Genomic DNA, 16,350 nt, shown 5'->3' with positions numbered 1-16,350 from the left:
TCTTCGTGGTCAGTCCGCCACGGGATCGGCCGATGGCCTGATCCGCGCCCCCTTTTTACGGGCGCCCTCACTATGCTGGTGAGCCCGCACAATCGTGCTTTCGGTCATCATATATTCGTTGTCGTGATCGGCGGCCGGATGCCGGAAAATCCGCTCGGTCACACCGCTTTCGCACCAGCGACGCAGCCGCCGGTGCACGTTCTTCCAGTCCCCGAAGCGCACAGGCAGATCACGCCAGGGAATGCCCGCGCGGTAACGATACAGCACTGCTTCCACAAACAGGCGATTATTCGCAGCCGTGCCTCCGACATGATCTTCACGACCCGGGAGGAAATCCTTTATCCGCTTCCACTGACCGTCGTTCAGACCATACCGACACATTCACTCTCTCCCCGTTCCAGAAACAGGAAGAAAACATCACAGATCAAACGAGAGTACAAGCGGCATAATCCTCCCGCTTAACTGACGACACGCCCTAATTTACCGATCTGGAACCGGGATCGTCATGCGTGACGACTCCGGCCGCACAAAATCAGAAACGCTCTTTACCGGCTGACCGCGACCTGGACCGGCTGCGCCACCGTGTGGAACGCCGTCGCTGCGTTGCTCCCCAGTGCCTGCGTCACCGCCGGATCGAACAGCCGCGTGAAGGAAGCCGGATGCACGCCCATCCAGAGAATGACGAACGCCAGCGGAGCCAGAACGGCCATCTCGGCCGCCGTCAGATCCCGTAGCAGTCCGACCGTGCCCTTCACCGTGCCGAAGATCACGTCACGATACAGCGCCAGCATATAGACCGCGCCCATGATCATCGTCGTGCCCGCCAGCAGCGCCAGCCAGAACGAAACATGCACCGCGCCCATCAGAATCAGCAGTTCGCCGACAAAGGAACCCGTGCCCGGCAGCCCGACATTGGCCATCGTGAACAGCATGGCCAGCGTCGCCAGCGCCGGCATCCTGAACGCCACACCGCCCAGCGCCGAAATATTCCGCGTCTCTGCGCGCCAGGCGATGGCCGCCACACTGAAGAACAGAGCCGCGATCACCACGCCATGCGACAGCATCTGATAGATCGCGCCATCAACACCCTCCGCGTCCAGCGTGAACAGCCCGACGGCAATCATGCCCATATGGGAAAACGAGGAATAGGCGATCAGCCGCTTCATGTCCGTCTGCGCAAACGCGATGAACGCCGCGTAGATGATCGCCACAACGCCAAGCGGCAGAATGAACGGCGCGAAGCGATGCACCGCATCCGGGAACATCAGCACCCCGAAGCGCAGCAGACCATACGCGCCGGTTTTCGAGAGCACGCCCGACAGCATCGCTGAAGCCGGCGTGGGCGCTTCGGTATAGGCATCCGGCAGCCACGCATGCAGTGGAAACAGCGGCAGTTTCACACCGAACGCAATGACAAAGGCCGCCAGCAGCCAGCACTGCACCGCCGTCGAGAAATGTGACTGCGTGAGGACCGGAATGTCCGTCGTGCCCGCCATCGTCCACAGCGCGACGAGCGCCACGAGCATGAACAGCGAGCCGCCGAACGTGAACAGGAAGAACTGTAGTGAAGCCCAGATCCGCTTCGGTCCGCCCCATACGCCGATCATCAGGCTGCCCGGAATCAGCGTCGCTTCATAGAAAACATAGAACAGAACGAGATCGAGCGAGGAAAACAGCCCCATCAGTGCCGTTTCCAGGAACAGCACGGCGGCCATGAAATCAGCCGCCCGTCCCCGTATGCTCCGCCATCCCGCACCGATCGAAAGCGGAGTCAGAAACGCCGTCAGCAGCACGAAGACAAGGCTGATCCCGTCAAGCCCCGTATGATACGAAATCCCGAAAGCCGGCATCCAGGACAACTGCTGTTCGAACTGAGCCCCGGGCAGTCGCGGATCGAACTCCGTCCAGATCACCATTGTCAGCGCCAGAACGATCAGACTGGTCCATAACGCGACCCACCGCGCCGTCCGGTCCGCCGTTTCAGCCGGCCCGCGACCGAGCATGATGGCGATGCCGCCAGCCAGAGGAAGATAAGTGACGAGCGACAGAAGGATCGGATGCACGGCGTACTCACAGGTCCGGTACAGAACTGAACCGACCTTAGTCCCACATAATCCGCATCGCCACCCGTCCCGCGGTCACGTTCCGCCGAGCGGCGCTTTTCGGGGGGTGCTCCGCATCCTGCCAGGAGACGCGGCTTCCCTGCTCCAGGTCTGTCAGTCTGAAGGAATAAAAGAGGCCATGCCCTCTTCCGTTTCTGCGGGATGCGACAAAAAAGCGTTTGGATGCTTTGCGGACAGAATGCAGAGCAGGGCTCTGCCCTGCACCCGGTAGGGGTCGCAGATCCCTTCCCCCCTCATGTTTTAACAAATCGGGATCAAAGGGACTGCGTCCCTTTGCGGGGTTCGGGGCAAAGCCCCGAAAAAGCCGCCACACCTGATGAGCAAAGGATACAGATGTCTGAAAAAAAAGCCCCGCATCCTGTTCGGTGCGAGGCCGCCTGTTACGCTCAGAACACTATGATGTGATCAGTCGCCTTTCGCCGCGCGATGCTTTTCAAGCTGGCGCTGCAGTGCGCTTAGCAGCGTATCGACCTTGCCGCCCGTCCGCTGGATATAGGACGCGTAATCCTGACGCTGCGTCAGACGCAGGCTCGCACCCTCGCCGATCACATCCACAACCTTCGGCGAGCCACCCGCCATGCTGACGATCCACTGCATGTTCGCATCCGGCTGCTGCGGACGATGCAGGATCGCGTCAACCGACTGATCTTCGCCGCTCGGCGTCGTCGAACCGATCGTAAAGCTCACACCGCGATAATCACCCAGCTTGTCCGTGATCGCGTTCACAAGGATCTGATGAAAGAGCTTCAGATATTCGGTCTGCTGCTCCGGTGTGGCGACCCGCCAGTACCGGCCCAGACAGAACCGGCCGATGGCGTCGACATCAACATCTTCCTGCAGAAGCGGAAGCACCTTCTGCTTCTTCTGCTCCGATGAGAGATCGCTGTTCACGATCGCGACAAGCTGGGTGCCCAGACGGCTCACAAAGGAGGTCGCCGACTCCGCGGCCGACGCCGCCCGGCTTACACCAAAGGTCAGAGCCAGCGCGGCGAATGTTCCGAGCACGAGGCGGCGGGTAGCGCTTGTCTTCATGGTCAGTTGTCCCTGGTCTTCCTGCATCGGATCAGTTGTACCAGTCGGGCACCGTGGCCCGATGGTCGTTCTTGATGGAATCCGCCATCGCCTTGCGCTGCTGCTGATAGGCGCTGCGGATCGTGGCATAGGGATCAAGCGCGTCACGCTGGACCTGATCCAGATCGTCCAGATGGTCCGCGCGCGTGTTGATCGTGCCCATAATGTTATAGGCCCAGTTAAAGGTAATCAGACCGTAACCACGCGGAACATAGTTCCAGGGGGAGAGCCCCTGATCCAGCCCGTATCCGATGCCATCACGAATGGAAGACGGCCCCATCATCGGCAGGAACAGATAAGGCCCCGAAGGGATGCCCCAGGTCGCCAGCGTCAGGCCGCCATCGTTGTCGTGGTGCGGATACCCGGCATATTTCGCCACATCGATGAAGCCACCGATGCCGGCAATCATGTTGATGCACCACCGCGCGAACGAATCCCCCGCCCGCCGCGGCTTGCCGGCCCCGACGTCATTGAAGAACACGACCGGCTCGTTCATCGTCCGGATCATGTTGCCGAGCGAGCTGCGGACAGGCCGCGGCACAGCCCAGACATAAGCCTTCGCCACGGGGCGCATCGAATATTTATCAACCCAGACCGAGAGATTGTACATCTTCCGGTTCAGAGGCTCGTACCTGTCGTTGGCTTCCTCGTATTCCGCCAGCGCCTCAGGGTCTTTCGGCTTCGGAACGGTCATCGACGCACAGCCCGTCAGCGTCAGCACCGCGAGGCCCAGCGTGCCGGAGCGGATCATTCCGTATCGTCTGCTGCGAAGTGCGGACTGGCGTGCCGAACCATCCGGGAGGAGAGCAACCTGCTGATCGTCCGTGACTGAACCCATACCCGTCAGTGTCTCCGTAGCAACATCGATCTCCCCGTGGCGCTTCCGGCCATCGGCAGGGCGGGTTCCTTCAACCAGCGAAGATCGTCCGATCCTCGCCCTCTCTAACACGTCGTGTTCCGGATGCAATCAGCGGAAGGCATGGAGTCCTCTGTCCCGGGAGAGTGTGGCGGAACGCTGTGACGGATGTGCCGCACTCATGAAAGGAAAAGCGTGGCAGTCCCGCTTCTAACGCACGTCATGGCTAAAAGTTGAGCATACGGCACGACCGGTCGGGTCCGCCTACAGACGACGGTCCCGTTTGATGACATCCCAGGCGGCATTGATCCGTGAGATTTTTGCCACAGCCGCCTGAACCTCTTCCTGGCTCGCGTTCCGCGCCATCAGCGTGTCAGGATGATAGATGCGAACCAGTCTGCGCCAGGTGCCGCGAACCTCGTCATCTGTCGCCGTGATGGAAATTCCGAGGACCGTATAGGCGTCATCTTCCGCCATCGCCGGCCGCGACCGTCCGGATTCCGCCCGGTCCCAGGCGCCCTGACCCAGCCCGAAGGCCCTGTGGACGCGCATCAGAAAGCGGGTTTCGGCGGCATGAAGCGGCTGCCCGTCCGGACAGTCAGCCCGGGCAATGAAGAACAGCGTCGACATCAGATCCTCGAGCATCACTTTCTGATTACGAAAGCTGTGCCCGAGTTCGCGGGCGAAATGCTCGTAATCATCCGTGCGCTGCCGGGCAAAATCGAACAGACGCCCTACCTCCGCCGCGTTTTCGGGAGGAAAACGTATACGGGTTTTGAAAGCGTCAATCTCCCGCCTGTTCACCGGCGCATCACATTTCGCAAGCTTGGCAGCCAGAATGATCGCGCAGAGCGAATACAGCTGGTCCCGCCGGCCGGTGACGGCCGCGAATTTCGCCGCGATAAACGCCGCCGCCCCTCTCGGGTCCGGTGCGGCGCGCGCACGCCAGCGATCGCTCCAGCCTCCCGATGGAGGCTCGATCAGCGATCCGCGATCGGCGGCATGACCAAGAGCGGCGCCAAAGACCGCTCCCATCCGCCCGCCGACAGCAAATCCGGCCACGGTTCCGAATATCTTGCCCCAGATTCCCATAAACTAACGTCTAGCACCCCGGACCGGACCACCCAAGCCCACGCTCCGGATGGCCTTCATGCCGGGGAGGCTTGGCGGAAACGTGGCATACCTGTCCAGGTTATCACAGGAAACTGACAGCAGGATAACTGCTGACGGGGCGGCAGATGAACCGGCTCCGCCCCGTCAGTATCTGTTGCCCGCTCTCACCGATAACGGTGTCCGGCCAGAGGCTGCGAAAGCCAGTGACCCGGAAACCAGTGACCAGAAAGGCCGGTGACCGCAAAAATCAGATACCGCCGGTATCCGGAGAACGGTCAATGGCGGAATGCGCCAGCCCCACCAGCTCGACCGCAAGTCCCGTCATCCCGGCTCTCCAGACGACATCGGCCATCTGCAGAAGGGAATGCGAGATCATCAGCGGGCTCGTCTGCGGGCAATGAGGCATACGCAGGACATTGGCGGACATGGAATCCTCACCTCTGTTCGGTCGGTTTGTGGCAGAAGTCGGCCGTTGCCGGGACGCTAGATCAGGAGTCCCTTCTGAATGGTTAATGATCTCGGGAACAGCGGGCAAAGTTTTCATCTCATTAGCTAAATATCAGAGGAGCCGGGTGCGTACTTCCGCTGAGGCATGCGTCCGGCCCGGCGCATGTCCCGTCATCCGGTGGTCAGCTAGGGACGGCGGCAGACCCGCTCACTCTACCTTGTCTCCAGATCCCCGATGTTGCCCGATCTGGCATAAAGCAGCGCCGCAACACGCAAAGCCGAAGCAAGAGGCCGATCCTGGCCACGGGAAACGTCAATGGATTCGACCAGGCGCGCGACCGGCACGTCCTGCAGGGCAGCCATGCTGTCAAGAACGTCCCAGAATTCCTGCTCCAGCGCGACGCTCGTTCCATGTCCGGAAAGAATAAGACTGCGTTTGACCAGATGGCGCGTCATGACAAAATCCCGAGTCGCTGAACCGCCCAGCAGGCCGCTTCCGCCACGACCGGATCAGAATCACCACGCAGCGCCTCCGCCGGTCCGCGCAGAGCTGGCTCCCCGGAATTGCCGATCGCGATCAGCACGTTCCGCACAAACCGCGAACGACCGATCCGTTTGACCGGCGATCCGGAAAACAGCTTCCGGAACGCCGTATCGTCCAGCCCGGCCAGCTCCGCGAGCTTCGGCGCCACCAGATCTTCCCGTGCCCGCAGCTTCAGATGCCGGGACTCCGCCGCAAACCGGTTCCACGGACAGACCGCCAGGCAGTCGTCGCACCCGTAAATCCGGTTTCCCATCGCCTCCCGGAATTCCTCCGGAATCGACCCGGCATGCTCGATCGTCAGGTAGGAAATGCACCGCCGCGCATCCATCTGATACGGGGCAGGGAACGCATCCGTCGGACACGCCACCAGGCAGCGCGTGCAACTCCCGCACTGTCCTGCCCGATGCGCCGTCGGCGGCAGCTTCAGCGTCGTATAGATCTCGCCCAGCAGCAGCCAGCTTCCATGATCCCGCGACACGACGTTCGTGTGTTTGCCCTGCCACCCCAGACCGGCCCGTTCCGCCAGCGTCTTCTCCGGCACCGGCGCCGTATCGACAAACACCTTCACCGCCGCGTCCACCCCGCCCCGCCGGGCTTCGAGAGCCACAAACTGCGCCAGATGCTTCAGCAGTCCCTTGATCACATCATGATAATCGCGATGCCGCGCATACACCGAAATATTGCCCGCATCCGCCTGCTTCAGCGTCGCCAGCGGATCGCCCTCCGGCGCATAGGACATTCCGACCGAGATCACGCTTCTCGCCTCGGGCCATAATCCCTGAGGACGGGCTCGCTGCTCCACACGTTCCGCCAGCCAGCCCATCGTTCCATGCCGGCCTTCCGCCAGAAACGCCCGCAAACGATCACCTGTTTCAGATCCGGTCTCCGCATCACAGATCCCGAACGCGTCGAAACCCAGCGCGAAGGCCCGCTCCCGGATCCGCTCAGCCAGTGTCAGAAACGCCGTCGAGGACATGATAAAGCTTTCCGGACCCGTTTAAATACTGAGAGAACGCTTCAGAACCCTGCCGTGATCCTGTTCATAGCCCGTAAACCTGGTCGCAAAAGATGGACCAGGTGCAGGGCGCTGTCCGGCGCCCGGAAGGGGGCACAACTCCTTCACCCCGTTTAGTTTAGCGGATCAGAGGCCAGCCTGTTTCACGCCACCGGCGGAATAACCGGCTGTGGCAGTTCGTCTTCCGACCAGTCCTCCGCTGCCCATTCCGCCCGCAGATGCGCCCCGTGCACCGCCAGCGTGCCATCCACGATTGCCGCCCGGATGCCCCGCATCAGCCGCTGATAATACGCCAGATTATGCCATGTCAGCAGCATCGGCCCCAGAATCTCGTTCGTCCGGAACAGATGATGCAGATAGGCCCGCGAGTGCCGCGAACACGCCAGACAGTCGCAATGCGGCGAGATCGGCCGCGCATCGCCGGCAAACCGCGCATTCCGCAGATTCATCGTCCCGCGCTCGGTATAGGCCCGCGCCGTCCGTCCCGCCCGCGTCGGCATAACGCAGTCGAACATGTCGATCCCGCGCTCCACCGCTCCCAGCAGATCGTCCGGTGTCCCCACGCCCATCAGGTAACGCGGCGCATCGGACGGCATCAGCGGCGTCGTCACGTCGAGCGTGGAAAACATCAGTTCCTGACCTTCGCCCACCGCCAGACCGCCAACCGCATAGCCCTCGAACCCGATCTCCGTCAGCGCCTTCACGCTCTCCGCCCGCAGCTCCGGCTCCGTCCCGCCCTGCACAATTCCGAACTGCCCGTAACCCGGCCGCGCGACGAATGCCTCGCGGGACCGCGCTGCCCAGCGCATCGACATCCGCATGGACGCCGCAATCGCTTCAGACTCAGCCGGCAGCGCCGGGCACTCATCCAGACACATCGTAATCGTCGCATCCAGCGCATGCTGAATCGCCGTCGAACGCTCCGGGTCCAGCCGGTACTTCGAGCCGTCAATATGCGACTGAAACGTCACCCCGTCCTGGTCCAGCTTCCGCAGCGCGCCCAGCGACATCACCTGAAACCCGCCGGAATCCGTCAGGATCGGCCCCGGCCAGTCCATGAACCGATGCAGCCCGCCCAGCGCCCGCACGCGCTCCGCACCGGGACGCAGCATCAGATGATACGTGTTTCCCAGCACGATCCCGGCGCCCGTGGATCGCACCGCATCCATCGTCATCGCCTTGACCGTGCCAACCGTGCCCACCGGCATGAATGTCGGCGTCTCAACCGGTCCGTGCGCGGTCTGCAGCCGCCCCGCTCGCGCTGCGCCGTCCGTGGATTCACAGATCCAGCGGAATGTCTCGCTTTTCATCGTCGTCCCGTATTTCAGTTCCGCCCTGGAAGGCGCTGCATAGCCAGGCGAGTGTATAACGACAAATCCGAAAGACAGGGCAGACTCTGCCTGCCGGAGACTATCTGCTCAGGGCTCTGCCCTGAAACCCGCCAGAGGCCGCAGGCCTCTGGACACCGGTATGTTAAATAAAAAGCAGGTTTATGCATTTTGCCGTCAGGAGACTGAGCCGGGACTCTGCTCTTCACGCTCTTAATTTTAACAAACCGGGATCAAAGGGACTGTGTCCCTTTGCGGGGTTCGGGGCAGCGCCCCTAAACTCACCCCGCCGTCGCCCGCCGCAACAGACACGCGTCGCCATATGAATAGAACCGGTATCCGTCCGCCACCGCATGCGCGTAAGCCGCCCGCATCCGCTCCGTCCCCGCAAACGCGCAGACCAGCATGAACAGCGTCGAACGCGGCAGATGGAAATTCGTCATCAGCAGATCCACCGCCCGGAACCGATAGCCCGGATGAATGAAAATCGACGTATCCCCGTCGAATGGCATCACCCGCCCGTCTTCCGTCGCCGCGCTCTCCAGCAGCCGCAGGGATGTCGTCCCCACCGCGACGATCCGCCCGCCACGCGCCCGCGTCTCGTTGATCCGGTTCGCCACGCGCTGCGTGATGATCCCCCGCTCCGCATGCATCTTATGCGCCGACAGCGTCTCGGAGCGCACTGGAAGAAACGTGCCCGCCCCCACATGCAGCGTCAGCGTCTCCCGCCCGATCCCCGCCTCATCCAGCCGCGCCAGCAGTTTCGGCGTGAAATGCAGTCCGGCCGTCGGCGCCGCCACCGCGCCCTTATGCTCGGCAAAAATCGTCCGGTAGTCCCGCTCATCCTCCGCCGTCGGCCCCTCAGGTCGCGCGATATAGGGCGGTAACGCCAGCGCTCCCGCCGTCCGGAGAAAGGCGTCGAACGCCTCTCCCTCGCAGGAAAACCGCAGCGTCGCCCCGCCCTCACCATCCAGACTGACAACCGCGGCCGTATCGTCCGAAGCACCCGGAAAGGTCAGCACATCTCCGACCCGCAGCCGTTTAGCGTTCTTAATCAGCGCGCTCCACGATCCGTCCGCCTGATGCTGATCCAGCGTCACCCCGATCTTCGCCTCGCCTCGCCGGGCATGAAGCTGCGCCGGAATCACCGCCGTGTCGTTCGCCACCAGCAGATCCCCGGCTCGCAACAGTCCTGGCAGATCCCGCACATGCCGGTCCGCCAGCGGCATCCCCGGCTCACACGGCACATCCAGCAGCCGCGCACTGTCCCGGGGCTTCACCGGGTGTTGCGCGATCCGCTCCTGCGGCAGGTCAAAATCAAAATCAGCCGTACGATTATCCATAACGCCGCAGCCTTTACGAACTCCCGCCTCTTTGCGCCAGCCCGGATAATCCGTGATCCGGTTCATTCAGAAAAACGGAAGCAGGGAAACCACGCGCCTCTGCGTGCAGACCTCGACAGCTTTTCCCGATCCATCCTGGTGGCCCGCGGGACTGCTCTTTTCAGAGCGTTTATGTATTTTGCAAACTGGAACCGGAACAGGGGTCTGCCTGAAACCGGCAGTGATCGTCAGGCGAGGGCGCGCCGCGCAAACGCTTCTTTTAGAGGCTGTTTCAAAAGCCTTCTGGTGAAATCTCCTTTAAATCATAAAGAAATTTTTGGTGAAGCTTTTTTAAAAGCTTCAGAAGACACCGCCTTTTTGGGAAAAGGCGGCACCCAAAAACTTTTATTATTTTTTTTATCAAAGGTTTGTCGTGGCGCGCTTTTTTTGAGGCTGGCTTATATGAGCGGATAGCGGGACAAAAAACATAATATTATTCGTATGTTATGAAAGGCTTTATCCCGGTGAAGCGTTTGAAGCAGTCTCTTATTATTTAACAACCCGGGATCAGAGGAACCGCGTCCCTTTGCGGGTTTCAGGGCAGAGCCCTGAAAAACCACCCAGCCCTGTATCTGCCAAACGATACAAAACCCACTCTCACGGCGCATCGGACAGATCACGCACGCAGCGAAACCCCACCATGCCGGACCGGTCCCGTCCGGGTGACAGCAGCAGATATTTCTCCTGCTCATCCAGCCGGTCACTCTTCGGAAAATACCACATGCTGCCCGCCGGCCGGTAATAATCGCCCCCTCTCAGGATGGCCGCACGCGTATGCTCATCGCGGAACTCGTCGGTCCACTGCGCAACATTGCCCTCCATGTCCAGCACGCCGAACGGACTGGCCCCGGCCGGGAAAGCGGACACCTCCGAAGGCGGATGCGGCGTGCGTGACGTATCCTTCGGCGGAACAGCGGACGCGTCCCACGTATTCCCCCACGGATAAAGCCGGCCATCCATTCCCTGCGCCGCATACTGCCACTCCCAGACATGCGGCAGGCGCTTTCCCGCCCAGTGGGCGTAAGCCCGCGCATCTTCAATCGAAACCCACGTCACCGGCCGGTTCGCCCAGCCGGCGGGATACGTCCCGTCTTTCCAGTCCCGCAGGAAATTATGATCGTCCTTTGGATGATACCCGGTCGCCTGCAGAAACTGCCTGAAGGCGTCATTGGTGACCGGCGTCCGGTCGATCAGAAAGGGCGCGATATGGACCCGGTGCCGGTGCGATCGGCGCGGAGACGTCTCCCAGTCAAACTGAACATCCGTTCCCGGATCATCACCATTTTCAATCTCGATCCCGTTTACCCGAAAGTCGTAATCGGCGGCAGGAATGCGAACCATCCCGTCAGGAACAGCCCCGCGCCAGACCGGCGTCGCCGCCACCGGCACCATGGACTGCCGGGCGAACGGCGTCGCACGGCTCAGAGAGTCGAGAGGACGATTCGCGTCTTTCGCAGCCGCACTGAGGAAAGAAACCAGATCCGGACCAGGCGCACCGCTCTGGTCCTCCAGAATCGCGCCGAAGCCCAGCGCCTCCATGGAAAAACGCAGAACGACCTGACCATCCCGCACCTCCGGATGCAGCGCGCGGCCACGCCAGAGATCGTAATAACGCGCGCCCGGCCGGACCGGGAGGGCAATCTGCTCGCCGTCCACCGCATAGTCATTCCGGTTCGCCAGCGTCCAGACGACACGGTCTTTCCCCGGAAAACGGCTGGCATACACACCGGATTGCAGAACCGGCACCAGCGGCTCCCAGTCCCGCGAGACCATCAGACCGGAAAACGCCCGCTCAATGCGCGTAAAACGACGCACCGCCTCCGCATCCCGTTCGGAAAACCCGTTCCAGAATCCCCAGATATTCTCAATGAGCACATATCCCGCGCCATTGAGAAACGCCGTCTGCAGACTGTTGATCTTAAACCGCGCGTATCTGTCGGTCATCAGCGTCGCATGACGCGGCTCCAGCCACTTCACACGACTGACACGCGGCACGAACGGCCATTTCAGATCGTCCCACAGAACCCAGTCGCTCCAGCTGATCGCGCTGTCAGCCAGCGAGGCATTCTGCGGGTCGAACTGCGGCTCAAAGGCAATCGGCGGCGACAGCCTCTCGCCGGCTTTCCGGTTCGCGTCAGGCACCGTGTCCAGCGTGTCGAAATTGATGCCATCCGCTCCGATCTCATGCAGCAGCGTCATGGAGGCATCGGAAAACGACCCGCCCTCGTCACGCGTGCCGCGATCCCAGATCACCACAGGAAAAAACACCCGGACACCGCGCCTGTGAAAATCAGCGACCATGGACCGCAGACCCGGAATGCCGCCGGGCATATCGCGCAGAAGATCAAGCTGGTTGCGGGCGTCCAGACCGATATTGGGATAGGCAGGCCAGATCAGAACCGAATCCAGTGGTCCGAACCGGGATCCGATCCCGGCCAGAGCCCGGTCCACCGTGTAGCGGCCGGAATCAGGATCATACAGACTGCGATCCTGCGCCAGCAGCTGATCCTGGGTAAAAACATGCCGCGTCCAGCTCAGATCGACACGGCGATACAACTCGTCATGATATCCGATCTCCTTCAGCCGGGCCGCACGCCACGCCCGCATGGCGTCCAGCCACCCGTTTCTGGCTTCCGGGCTGTCCGGCCCGTCCGCCAGATATGTTTCCGGCCCCACCGGCGGCGCAAGACTGCTCAGACCGGGCCCGTCCGGACGTGGCCGCAGCGCGTAATCGGACCGCCATTCCGCCGCCTGAGCGGTGGCCAGGAGGCCGGATGAACTGCTCAGCAGAAAGACCGTCAGCAGCGGAACGAGACGGCGGATCAGAGCATGACGTGCCTGGCCGTCGCGCCTGTCATGGAGACCCGGTTTCCCTGCCACGATGCCAGCCCTCGTCATGCCCGGTCCGGCAAAGGGACAGCAACGGAGTAAACACGTGACGGAGAGGTCATACAGTCAGATCCATGAAAGTGCCGGGGCAGTATCGGGGGGAAGTATCGGAAAGAACAGCCGCGCCGGTTCCTCAGAGCGTGTCCGCTCTCAGCCGGAAGGCTGGCGTACGGACGAACGCGACTGATATCTCATGCTGATTCTCTCACGCCGGAGCCCGCAGGGTGTCCGCCTGCCGCTGAAACATATTACGCCATAAACCCATCCGATGCGACAGCGTAATGGCGTATCCCATGTCTGGCCGTCATAATACGACGGGGTGCCGTGATCCTCTCCTGGTCGCCGGTTTCGTCTCCACCCGGAAACATAGCCCCGAAAGATATCCCGCCCCGCATATTCCGTTTCTCATCCGAAGCTGAAACGTCCGGAATTTTCCGGAATCCGCCCGCCTTTCATCCCGTCCCCCGAACTGTCCGGGATCTGCCGGAAAAGAAAACTCCCAGGCCTTGGTGACCGGAAACACCTCACCTGTGCCGGCCATCGCCCGGTCCGGAAGCAGGATCACCCACGCGCCCGACGCCACCCCGCAATCCCCTGGCCGGGGTTGAACCTCTTCGTCCACAGGGCCATTTTCCCATGCAGACGGAATAATCCGGACAGTGAAAAGGAAGTCCTATGTCTTACGCCCTGCTCGACGCCGCCCGCGTCGCGAAAGCAGCCAGAACGTCGCTGGATGTGCTGAAATCGGCCGGTGAATCGTCAGAAGCACATCAGCGCAAGATGATCATGGTCGAACGTATCGCGGCCCTGGCCGGCGCCGCCGCGGAGTCGCCCGAGAGTAACGGAATCACCCTGACCTCAGAGGAATTCTGGCTTATCAGCCTGAACTGGTAACGGCTGGTCGCGTTTCCCCGAAACGACCGGCCAGAAGAAACGGTCGGAAGAATCGGCCGGAAACGGACCCGGCAGATGGCCCCTGCGGACGGAAAGGAACCGGAGTGTCATGGCGCTTACCCTCACAAGCTCAGCTTTTGTCAACGGCGCGGTTCTGCCGCAGGCCCAGGTGTATTCCGGCATGGGCGAGACAGGCGGCAATCTGTCGCCCCCGCTGACATGGAAAGACGCGCCGGAGGGAACCCGGAGCTTCGTCGTGACCGCATACGATCCGGACGCGCCGACCGGTTCCGGCTGGTGGCACTGGGTGGTGATCAATATTCCGCCGACGGTCACTTCCCTGCCGGAGGGGGCCGGGTCCGGAAAAGGCGGCCTGCCGGAAAGCGCAGTGCAGCTCCGCACGGATTTCGGGACTCCCGGCTATGGCGGCGCAGCGCCGCCTCCGGGGCGGGTTCATCGGTATACCTTTACCGTCACCGCTCTGGACGTCCCGAAGCTGGATCTGCCGGCGGACGCGACTCCGGCAATGGTCGGTTTCATGCTGAATCATCATCGTCTCGCCTCAGCACAGATCACCGCTCTCTACGGACATGCCCGATAATCGCCCTGATCAGACGATACAGGACCGGATGACACAGAGCAGGCGATACAGGAGAAGTCTTGCGGATTGCGGGACATCTCCCCACACTATGATGTGAGCCGATTTTTCACGGCCTTGAGGGGTTAAGCAGGATGACCAACGAAGAACGCGATCTGATCGCCAAATTCATCGCCCGGGTTGGCGGCGCGCCTCAGGCCGCGTTCGGCAGCGTACCCGCGACCAGCCCGTCCCTGCCGCCGATTGATCCGCAGGCGGACCAGTTCATCGCCGAGAATTTCCAGAAATACCCGGAAGCCCGCTACCGCATCACTCAGATGGCGGTCGTGCAGGAAGCCGCTCTGGTCGAGGCGCAGAACCGTATCCGGGAGCTGCAGTTCCAGCTTCAGCAGGCCCAGCAGGCGCTCCAGCAGCAGTCGCAGCAGAAAAACTCCGGCGGCGGCTTCCTCGGCGGCCTCTTCGGTGGTGGTCAGCAGCAGCGTCCGCAGGCGGCGCCTCCTCCGGGCTGGGGTGGTCAGCAGGGCTATGCTCAGCCACCGCAGATGCAGCCGATGCCGCCGGGTTTCCAGCCTGGCATGTTCCAGCAGCGCGGCACCGGTTTCCTTGGTTCAGCCCTCACCACGGCAGCAGGCGTGGCCGGCGGTATGATGGCGGCGAATGCCTTGACGGATCTGTTCAGTGGTCATCATGGCGGAGCCGATGCCGGCGGCTGGGGCGCCGGCGTACCCGGCGGTGAAACCATCATCAACAACAATTACGGCACGGACCCGTCACAGGCGGCCGATCCGTTCGCCGGTCCGGGCACGGCTGTTGACCCGAACTTCGACGCCGGCGGTGATTCCGGCGGCGACTGGGGCGGCGGCGGAGATGACTGGGGTGGTGGTGGCGACGACCAGTCGTTCTGAATCTCCTGAGGCTTTTGAAAAAAGCTTCACCAGAAATGTTTTTATGAAATCCGGAAAGCAGGGGTAGTCGCCCCTGTTTTTTTATTAGCGTTTGTATACTTTGCACATCCAGACCGGATCGCTTTTCAGGGCTTTGCCCCGAACCCCACAAAGGGACACAGTCCCTTTGATCCCGGTCTGTTAAATTAAATTTGGGTGCAGGGCAGAGCCCTGCTTTGTCTCCTGTTTGCAAAATACATAAACGCCTTTTTTTATATCCGGGCACCCGCTCCATGACATTGCAAAATGACTCCCATAGGCCGGAAACGGCGGGGAGCCCTTTTCAGGGTTCTGTCATTCTCCTGAATTAAAGACAGACATCATATCCGGACGAAGGAGAATCCCGGCCGGAAACAACGGATCCCGCGCAGGGGCGGCATCGGATACGGCCCGCCTGGCAAAGAAAAAACTCAGATCCATTCAGGAAACAGGCAGTTCGCAACCTGCCTGGCGCCGACTGCCCTGATGAACCGCTGTCCCTGTCTCCCGGCGAAATCAATGACTTACATCCCCGATATAACATGCGGGAACGACGATTATCTGTCCGTCACGTCACAGCGTCGTGTTGAGAATGGTATTGCGAAGCGTTCTCATTTATGGTTTTGTGCCTCATCTGTGGTTCGGTAAGAGGCTCCTGGATGTTCATCTGCTCCTGTAATGGTCTGACGGATAAAGACGTTCACGCTGCGGTTGGTGCCGGGGCAACCCGCCCTCAGGAAGTCTACGCATCCAGGAAATGCCGCGCGAAATGCGGCAACTGCGTTCCCGGTGTTGTCTGCATGCTGCGGCAGGCTCTGAAGGAGCAGAAGGCTCTCGCGGCCCTGCGCACGGTCAGCGAAATTTCAGCGGATAACGGACTCTATCAGGCCGTTGCCTGACAGGGCAGGGATTCGTCCGACCTCTTTTAGTTTAACAGATCAGGATCAAAGGGGCCGCGCCCCTTTGTGGGATGCGGAGCAAAGCCTCGCAAAACCATCCCGCACATATCCGCAGGAAAACAGACGCCCTTTCCCCGGAACGGGCGTCTGTTTTTGCTGCTCAGAAGGCTGCCTGGACGCGTGCGGCGAGGGAGTTCCCGTTGCGTCCGTAGATATTGACGGTTCCGTCGTTGCTGTTTCGGCTGACGATGAAGTGGTTGAAGTCGAG

The 16,350-nt window shown here is 61.4% G+C and carries 15 protein-coding genes and 1 pseudogene; 5 read left to right on the top strand and 11 right to left on the bottom strand.

Annotated features, from left to right (window positions below):
- The 10 genes and pseudogenes from GOB93_RS19330 to queA all read right to left on the bottom strand — a co-directional run.
- Positions 1–381: pseudogene (locus GOB93_RS19330) on the bottom strand (IS5 family transposase); the annotation flags it as partial.
- Positions 382–545: 164 nt separating this feature from the next.
- A complete protein-coding gene (locus GOB93_RS19325; RefSeq protein ID WP_173585053.1) occupies positions 546–2,063 on the bottom strand; it encodes an NADH-quinone oxidoreductase subunit M in 1,518 nt (505 codons plus the stop codon).
- Positions 2,064–2,528: 465 nt separating this feature from the next.
- Positions 2,529–3,155, bottom strand: coding sequence for an MlaC/ttg2D family ABC transporter substrate-binding protein (locus tag GOB93_RS19320; protein WP_173585052.1), 627 nt, complete (start codon positions 3,153–3,155; stop codon positions 2,529–2,531).
- 31 nt (positions 3,156–3,186) lie between these two features.
- A complete protein-coding gene (locus GOB93_RS19315; RefSeq protein WP_173585056.1) occupies positions 3,187–3,945 on the bottom strand; it encodes an MlaA family lipoprotein in 759 nt (252 codons plus the stop codon).
- Positions 3,946–4,314: 369 nt separating this feature from the next.
- Positions 4,315–5,142 carry a TerB family tellurite resistance protein gene (locus tag GOB93_RS19310; RefSeq protein WP_173585051.1) on the bottom strand — a complete coding sequence of 276 codons (828 nt, stop codon included), beginning with the start codon at positions 5,140–5,142 and terminating at the stop codon, positions 4,315–4,317.
- Positions 5,143–5,410: 268 nt separating this feature from the next.
- Positions 5,411–5,590 carry a hypothetical protein gene (locus GOB93_RS19305; protein WP_173585050.1) on the bottom strand — a complete coding sequence of 60 codons (180 nt, stop codon included), beginning with the start codon at positions 5,588–5,590 and terminating at the stop codon, positions 5,411–5,413.
- A 233-nt stretch (positions 5,591–5,823) separates the two neighbouring features.
- Positions 5,824–6,066: a ribbon-helix-helix domain-containing protein gene (locus GOB93_RS19300; protein WP_173585049.1), complete on the bottom strand. Its 243-nt coding sequence runs from the start codon at positions 6,064–6,066 to the stop codon at positions 5,824–5,826.
- Complete coding sequence (queG, locus tag GOB93_RS19295; RefSeq protein WP_173585048.1) at positions 6,063–7,130, bottom strand: tRNA epoxyqueuosine(34) reductase QueG; 1,068 nt, start codon at positions 7,128–7,130, stop codon at positions 6,063–6,065. The genes GOB93_RS19300 and queG overlap by 4 nt, the downstream gene beginning before the upstream one ends.
- Positions 7,131–7,312: 182 nt before the next feature.
- Positions 7,313–8,479, bottom strand: a complete 1,167-nt coding sequence (gene tgt / locus GOB93_RS19290) for a tRNA guanosine(34) transglycosylase Tgt (protein ID WP_173585047.1) — start codon at positions 8,477–8,479, stop codon at positions 7,313–7,315.
- 299 nt (positions 8,480–8,778) lie between these two features.
- Positions 8,779–9,840 carry a tRNA preQ1(34) S-adenosylmethionine ribosyltransferase-isomerase QueA gene (gene queA, locus GOB93_RS19285; protein WP_173585055.1) on the bottom strand — a complete coding sequence of 354 codons (1,062 nt, stop codon included), beginning with the start codon at positions 9,838–9,840 and terminating at the stop codon, positions 8,779–8,781.
- On the opposite strand from queA, the gene GOB93_RS19280 reads away from it, so the two are divergent.
- The gene (locus tag GOB93_RS19280) at positions 9,781–10,293 is read left to right on the top strand and encodes a hypothetical protein (protein ID WP_173585042.1); all 513 of its coding nucleotides are present in this window, start codon (positions 9,781–9,783) and stop codon (positions 10,291–10,293) included. The genes queA and GOB93_RS19280 overlap by 60 nt on opposite strands.
- Before the next feature lie 183 nt (positions 10,294–10,476).
- Here GOB93_RS19280 and GOB93_RS19275 read toward each other — a convergent pair whose 3' ends face one another.
- Positions 10,477–12,777 (bottom strand): formylglycine-generating enzyme family protein, encoded by a 2,301-nt coding sequence (locus GOB93_RS19275; protein ID WP_198912733.1) that lies wholly within the window; start codon positions 12,775–12,777, stop codon positions 10,477–10,479.
- A gap of 666 nt (positions 12,778–13,443) precedes the next feature.
- Between GOB93_RS19275 and GOB93_RS19270 the strand changes: the two genes are divergently transcribed.
- From GOB93_RS19270 to GOB93_RS19255, 4 genes are all read left to right on the top strand, one after another.
- Entirely contained in the window at positions 13,444–13,662 is a 219-nt protein-coding gene (locus tag GOB93_RS19270; RefSeq protein ID WP_173585046.1) for a hypothetical protein, read from the top strand.
- A gap of 109 nt (positions 13,663–13,771) precedes the next feature.
- Positions 13,772–14,263, top strand: coding sequence for a kinase inhibitor (locus GOB93_RS19265; protein WP_173585045.1), 492 nt, complete (start codon positions 13,772–13,774; stop codon positions 14,261–14,263).
- Positions 14,264–14,394: 131 nt separating this feature from the next.
- Positions 14,395–15,165 (top strand): DUF2076 domain-containing protein, encoded by a 771-nt coding sequence (locus tag GOB93_RS19260; RefSeq protein ID WP_173585044.1) that lies wholly within the window; start codon positions 14,395–14,397, stop codon positions 15,163–15,165.
- A 677-nt stretch (positions 15,166–15,842) separates the two neighbouring features.
- Entirely contained in the window at positions 15,843–16,082 is a 240-nt protein-coding gene (locus tag GOB93_RS19255) for a (2Fe-2S)-binding protein (protein WP_173585043.1), read from the top strand.
- Positions 16,083–16,350 lie beyond the last annotated feature (268 nt).

Source organism: Acetobacter musti (genome assembly GCF_011516835.1).
GTDB classification, from domain to species: Bacteria; Pseudomonadota; Alphaproteobacteria; order Acetobacterales; family Acetobacteraceae; genus Acetobacter; species Acetobacter musti.
The sequence above is the reverse complement of the archived record's forward strand: the minus strand, read 5'-3'. Positions and strand labels throughout refer to the sequence as shown.

What these genes read in the sequence shown, in the direction of transcription:
- GOB93_RS19255 (WP_173585043.1), top strand. Translation starts at nt 15,843, where the DNA reads ATGTTCATCTGCTCCTGTAATGGTCTGACGGATAAAGACGTTCACGCT.
- GOB93_RS19315 (WP_173585056.1), bottom strand. Translation starts at nt 3,945, where the DNA reads ATGATCCGCTCCGGCACGCTGGGCCTCGCGGTGCTGACGCTGACGGGC.
- GOB93_RS19300 (WP_173585049.1), bottom strand. Translation starts at nt 6,066, where the DNA reads ATGACGCGCCATCTGGTCAAACGCAGTCTTATTCTTTCCGGACATGGA.
- GOB93_RS19275 (WP_198912733.1), bottom strand. Translation starts at nt 12,777, where the DNA reads ATGACGAGGGCTGGCATCGTGGCAGGGAAACCGGGTCTCCATGACAGG.
- GOB93_RS19265 (WP_173585045.1), top strand. Translation starts at nt 13,772, where the DNA reads ATGGCGCTTACCCTCACAAGCTCAGCTTTTGTCAACGGCGCGGTTCTG.
- queG (WP_173585048.1), bottom strand. Translation starts at nt 7,130, where the DNA reads ATGTCCTCGACGGCGTTTCTGACACTGGCTGAGCGGATCCGGGAGCGG.
- GOB93_RS19305 (WP_173585050.1), bottom strand. Translation starts at nt 5,590, where the DNA reads ATGTCCGCCAATGTCCTGCGTATGCCTCATTGCCCGCAGACGAGCCCG.
- GOB93_RS19320 (WP_173585052.1), bottom strand. Translation starts at nt 3,155, where the DNA reads ATGAAGACAAGCGCTACCCGCCGCCTCGTGCTCGGAACATTCGCCGCG.
- GOB93_RS19270 (WP_173585046.1), top strand. Translation starts at nt 13,444, where the DNA reads ATGTCTTACGCCCTGCTCGACGCCGCCCGCGTCGCGAAAGCAGCCAGA.
- tgt (WP_173585047.1), bottom strand. Translation starts at nt 8,479, where the DNA reads ATGAAAAGCGAGACATTCCGCTGGATCTGTGAATCCACGGACGGCGCA.
- GOB93_RS19260 (WP_173585044.1), top strand. Translation starts at nt 14,395, where the DNA reads ATGACCAACGAAGAACGCGATCTGATCGCCAAATTCATCGCCCGGGTT.
- GOB93_RS19310 (WP_173585051.1), bottom strand. Translation starts at nt 5,142, where the DNA reads ATGGGAATCTGGGGCAAGATATTCGGAACCGTGGCCGGATTTGCTGTC.
- queA (WP_173585055.1), bottom strand. Translation starts at nt 9,840, where the DNA reads ATGGATAATCGTACGGCTGATTTTGATTTTGACCTGCCGCAGGAGCGG.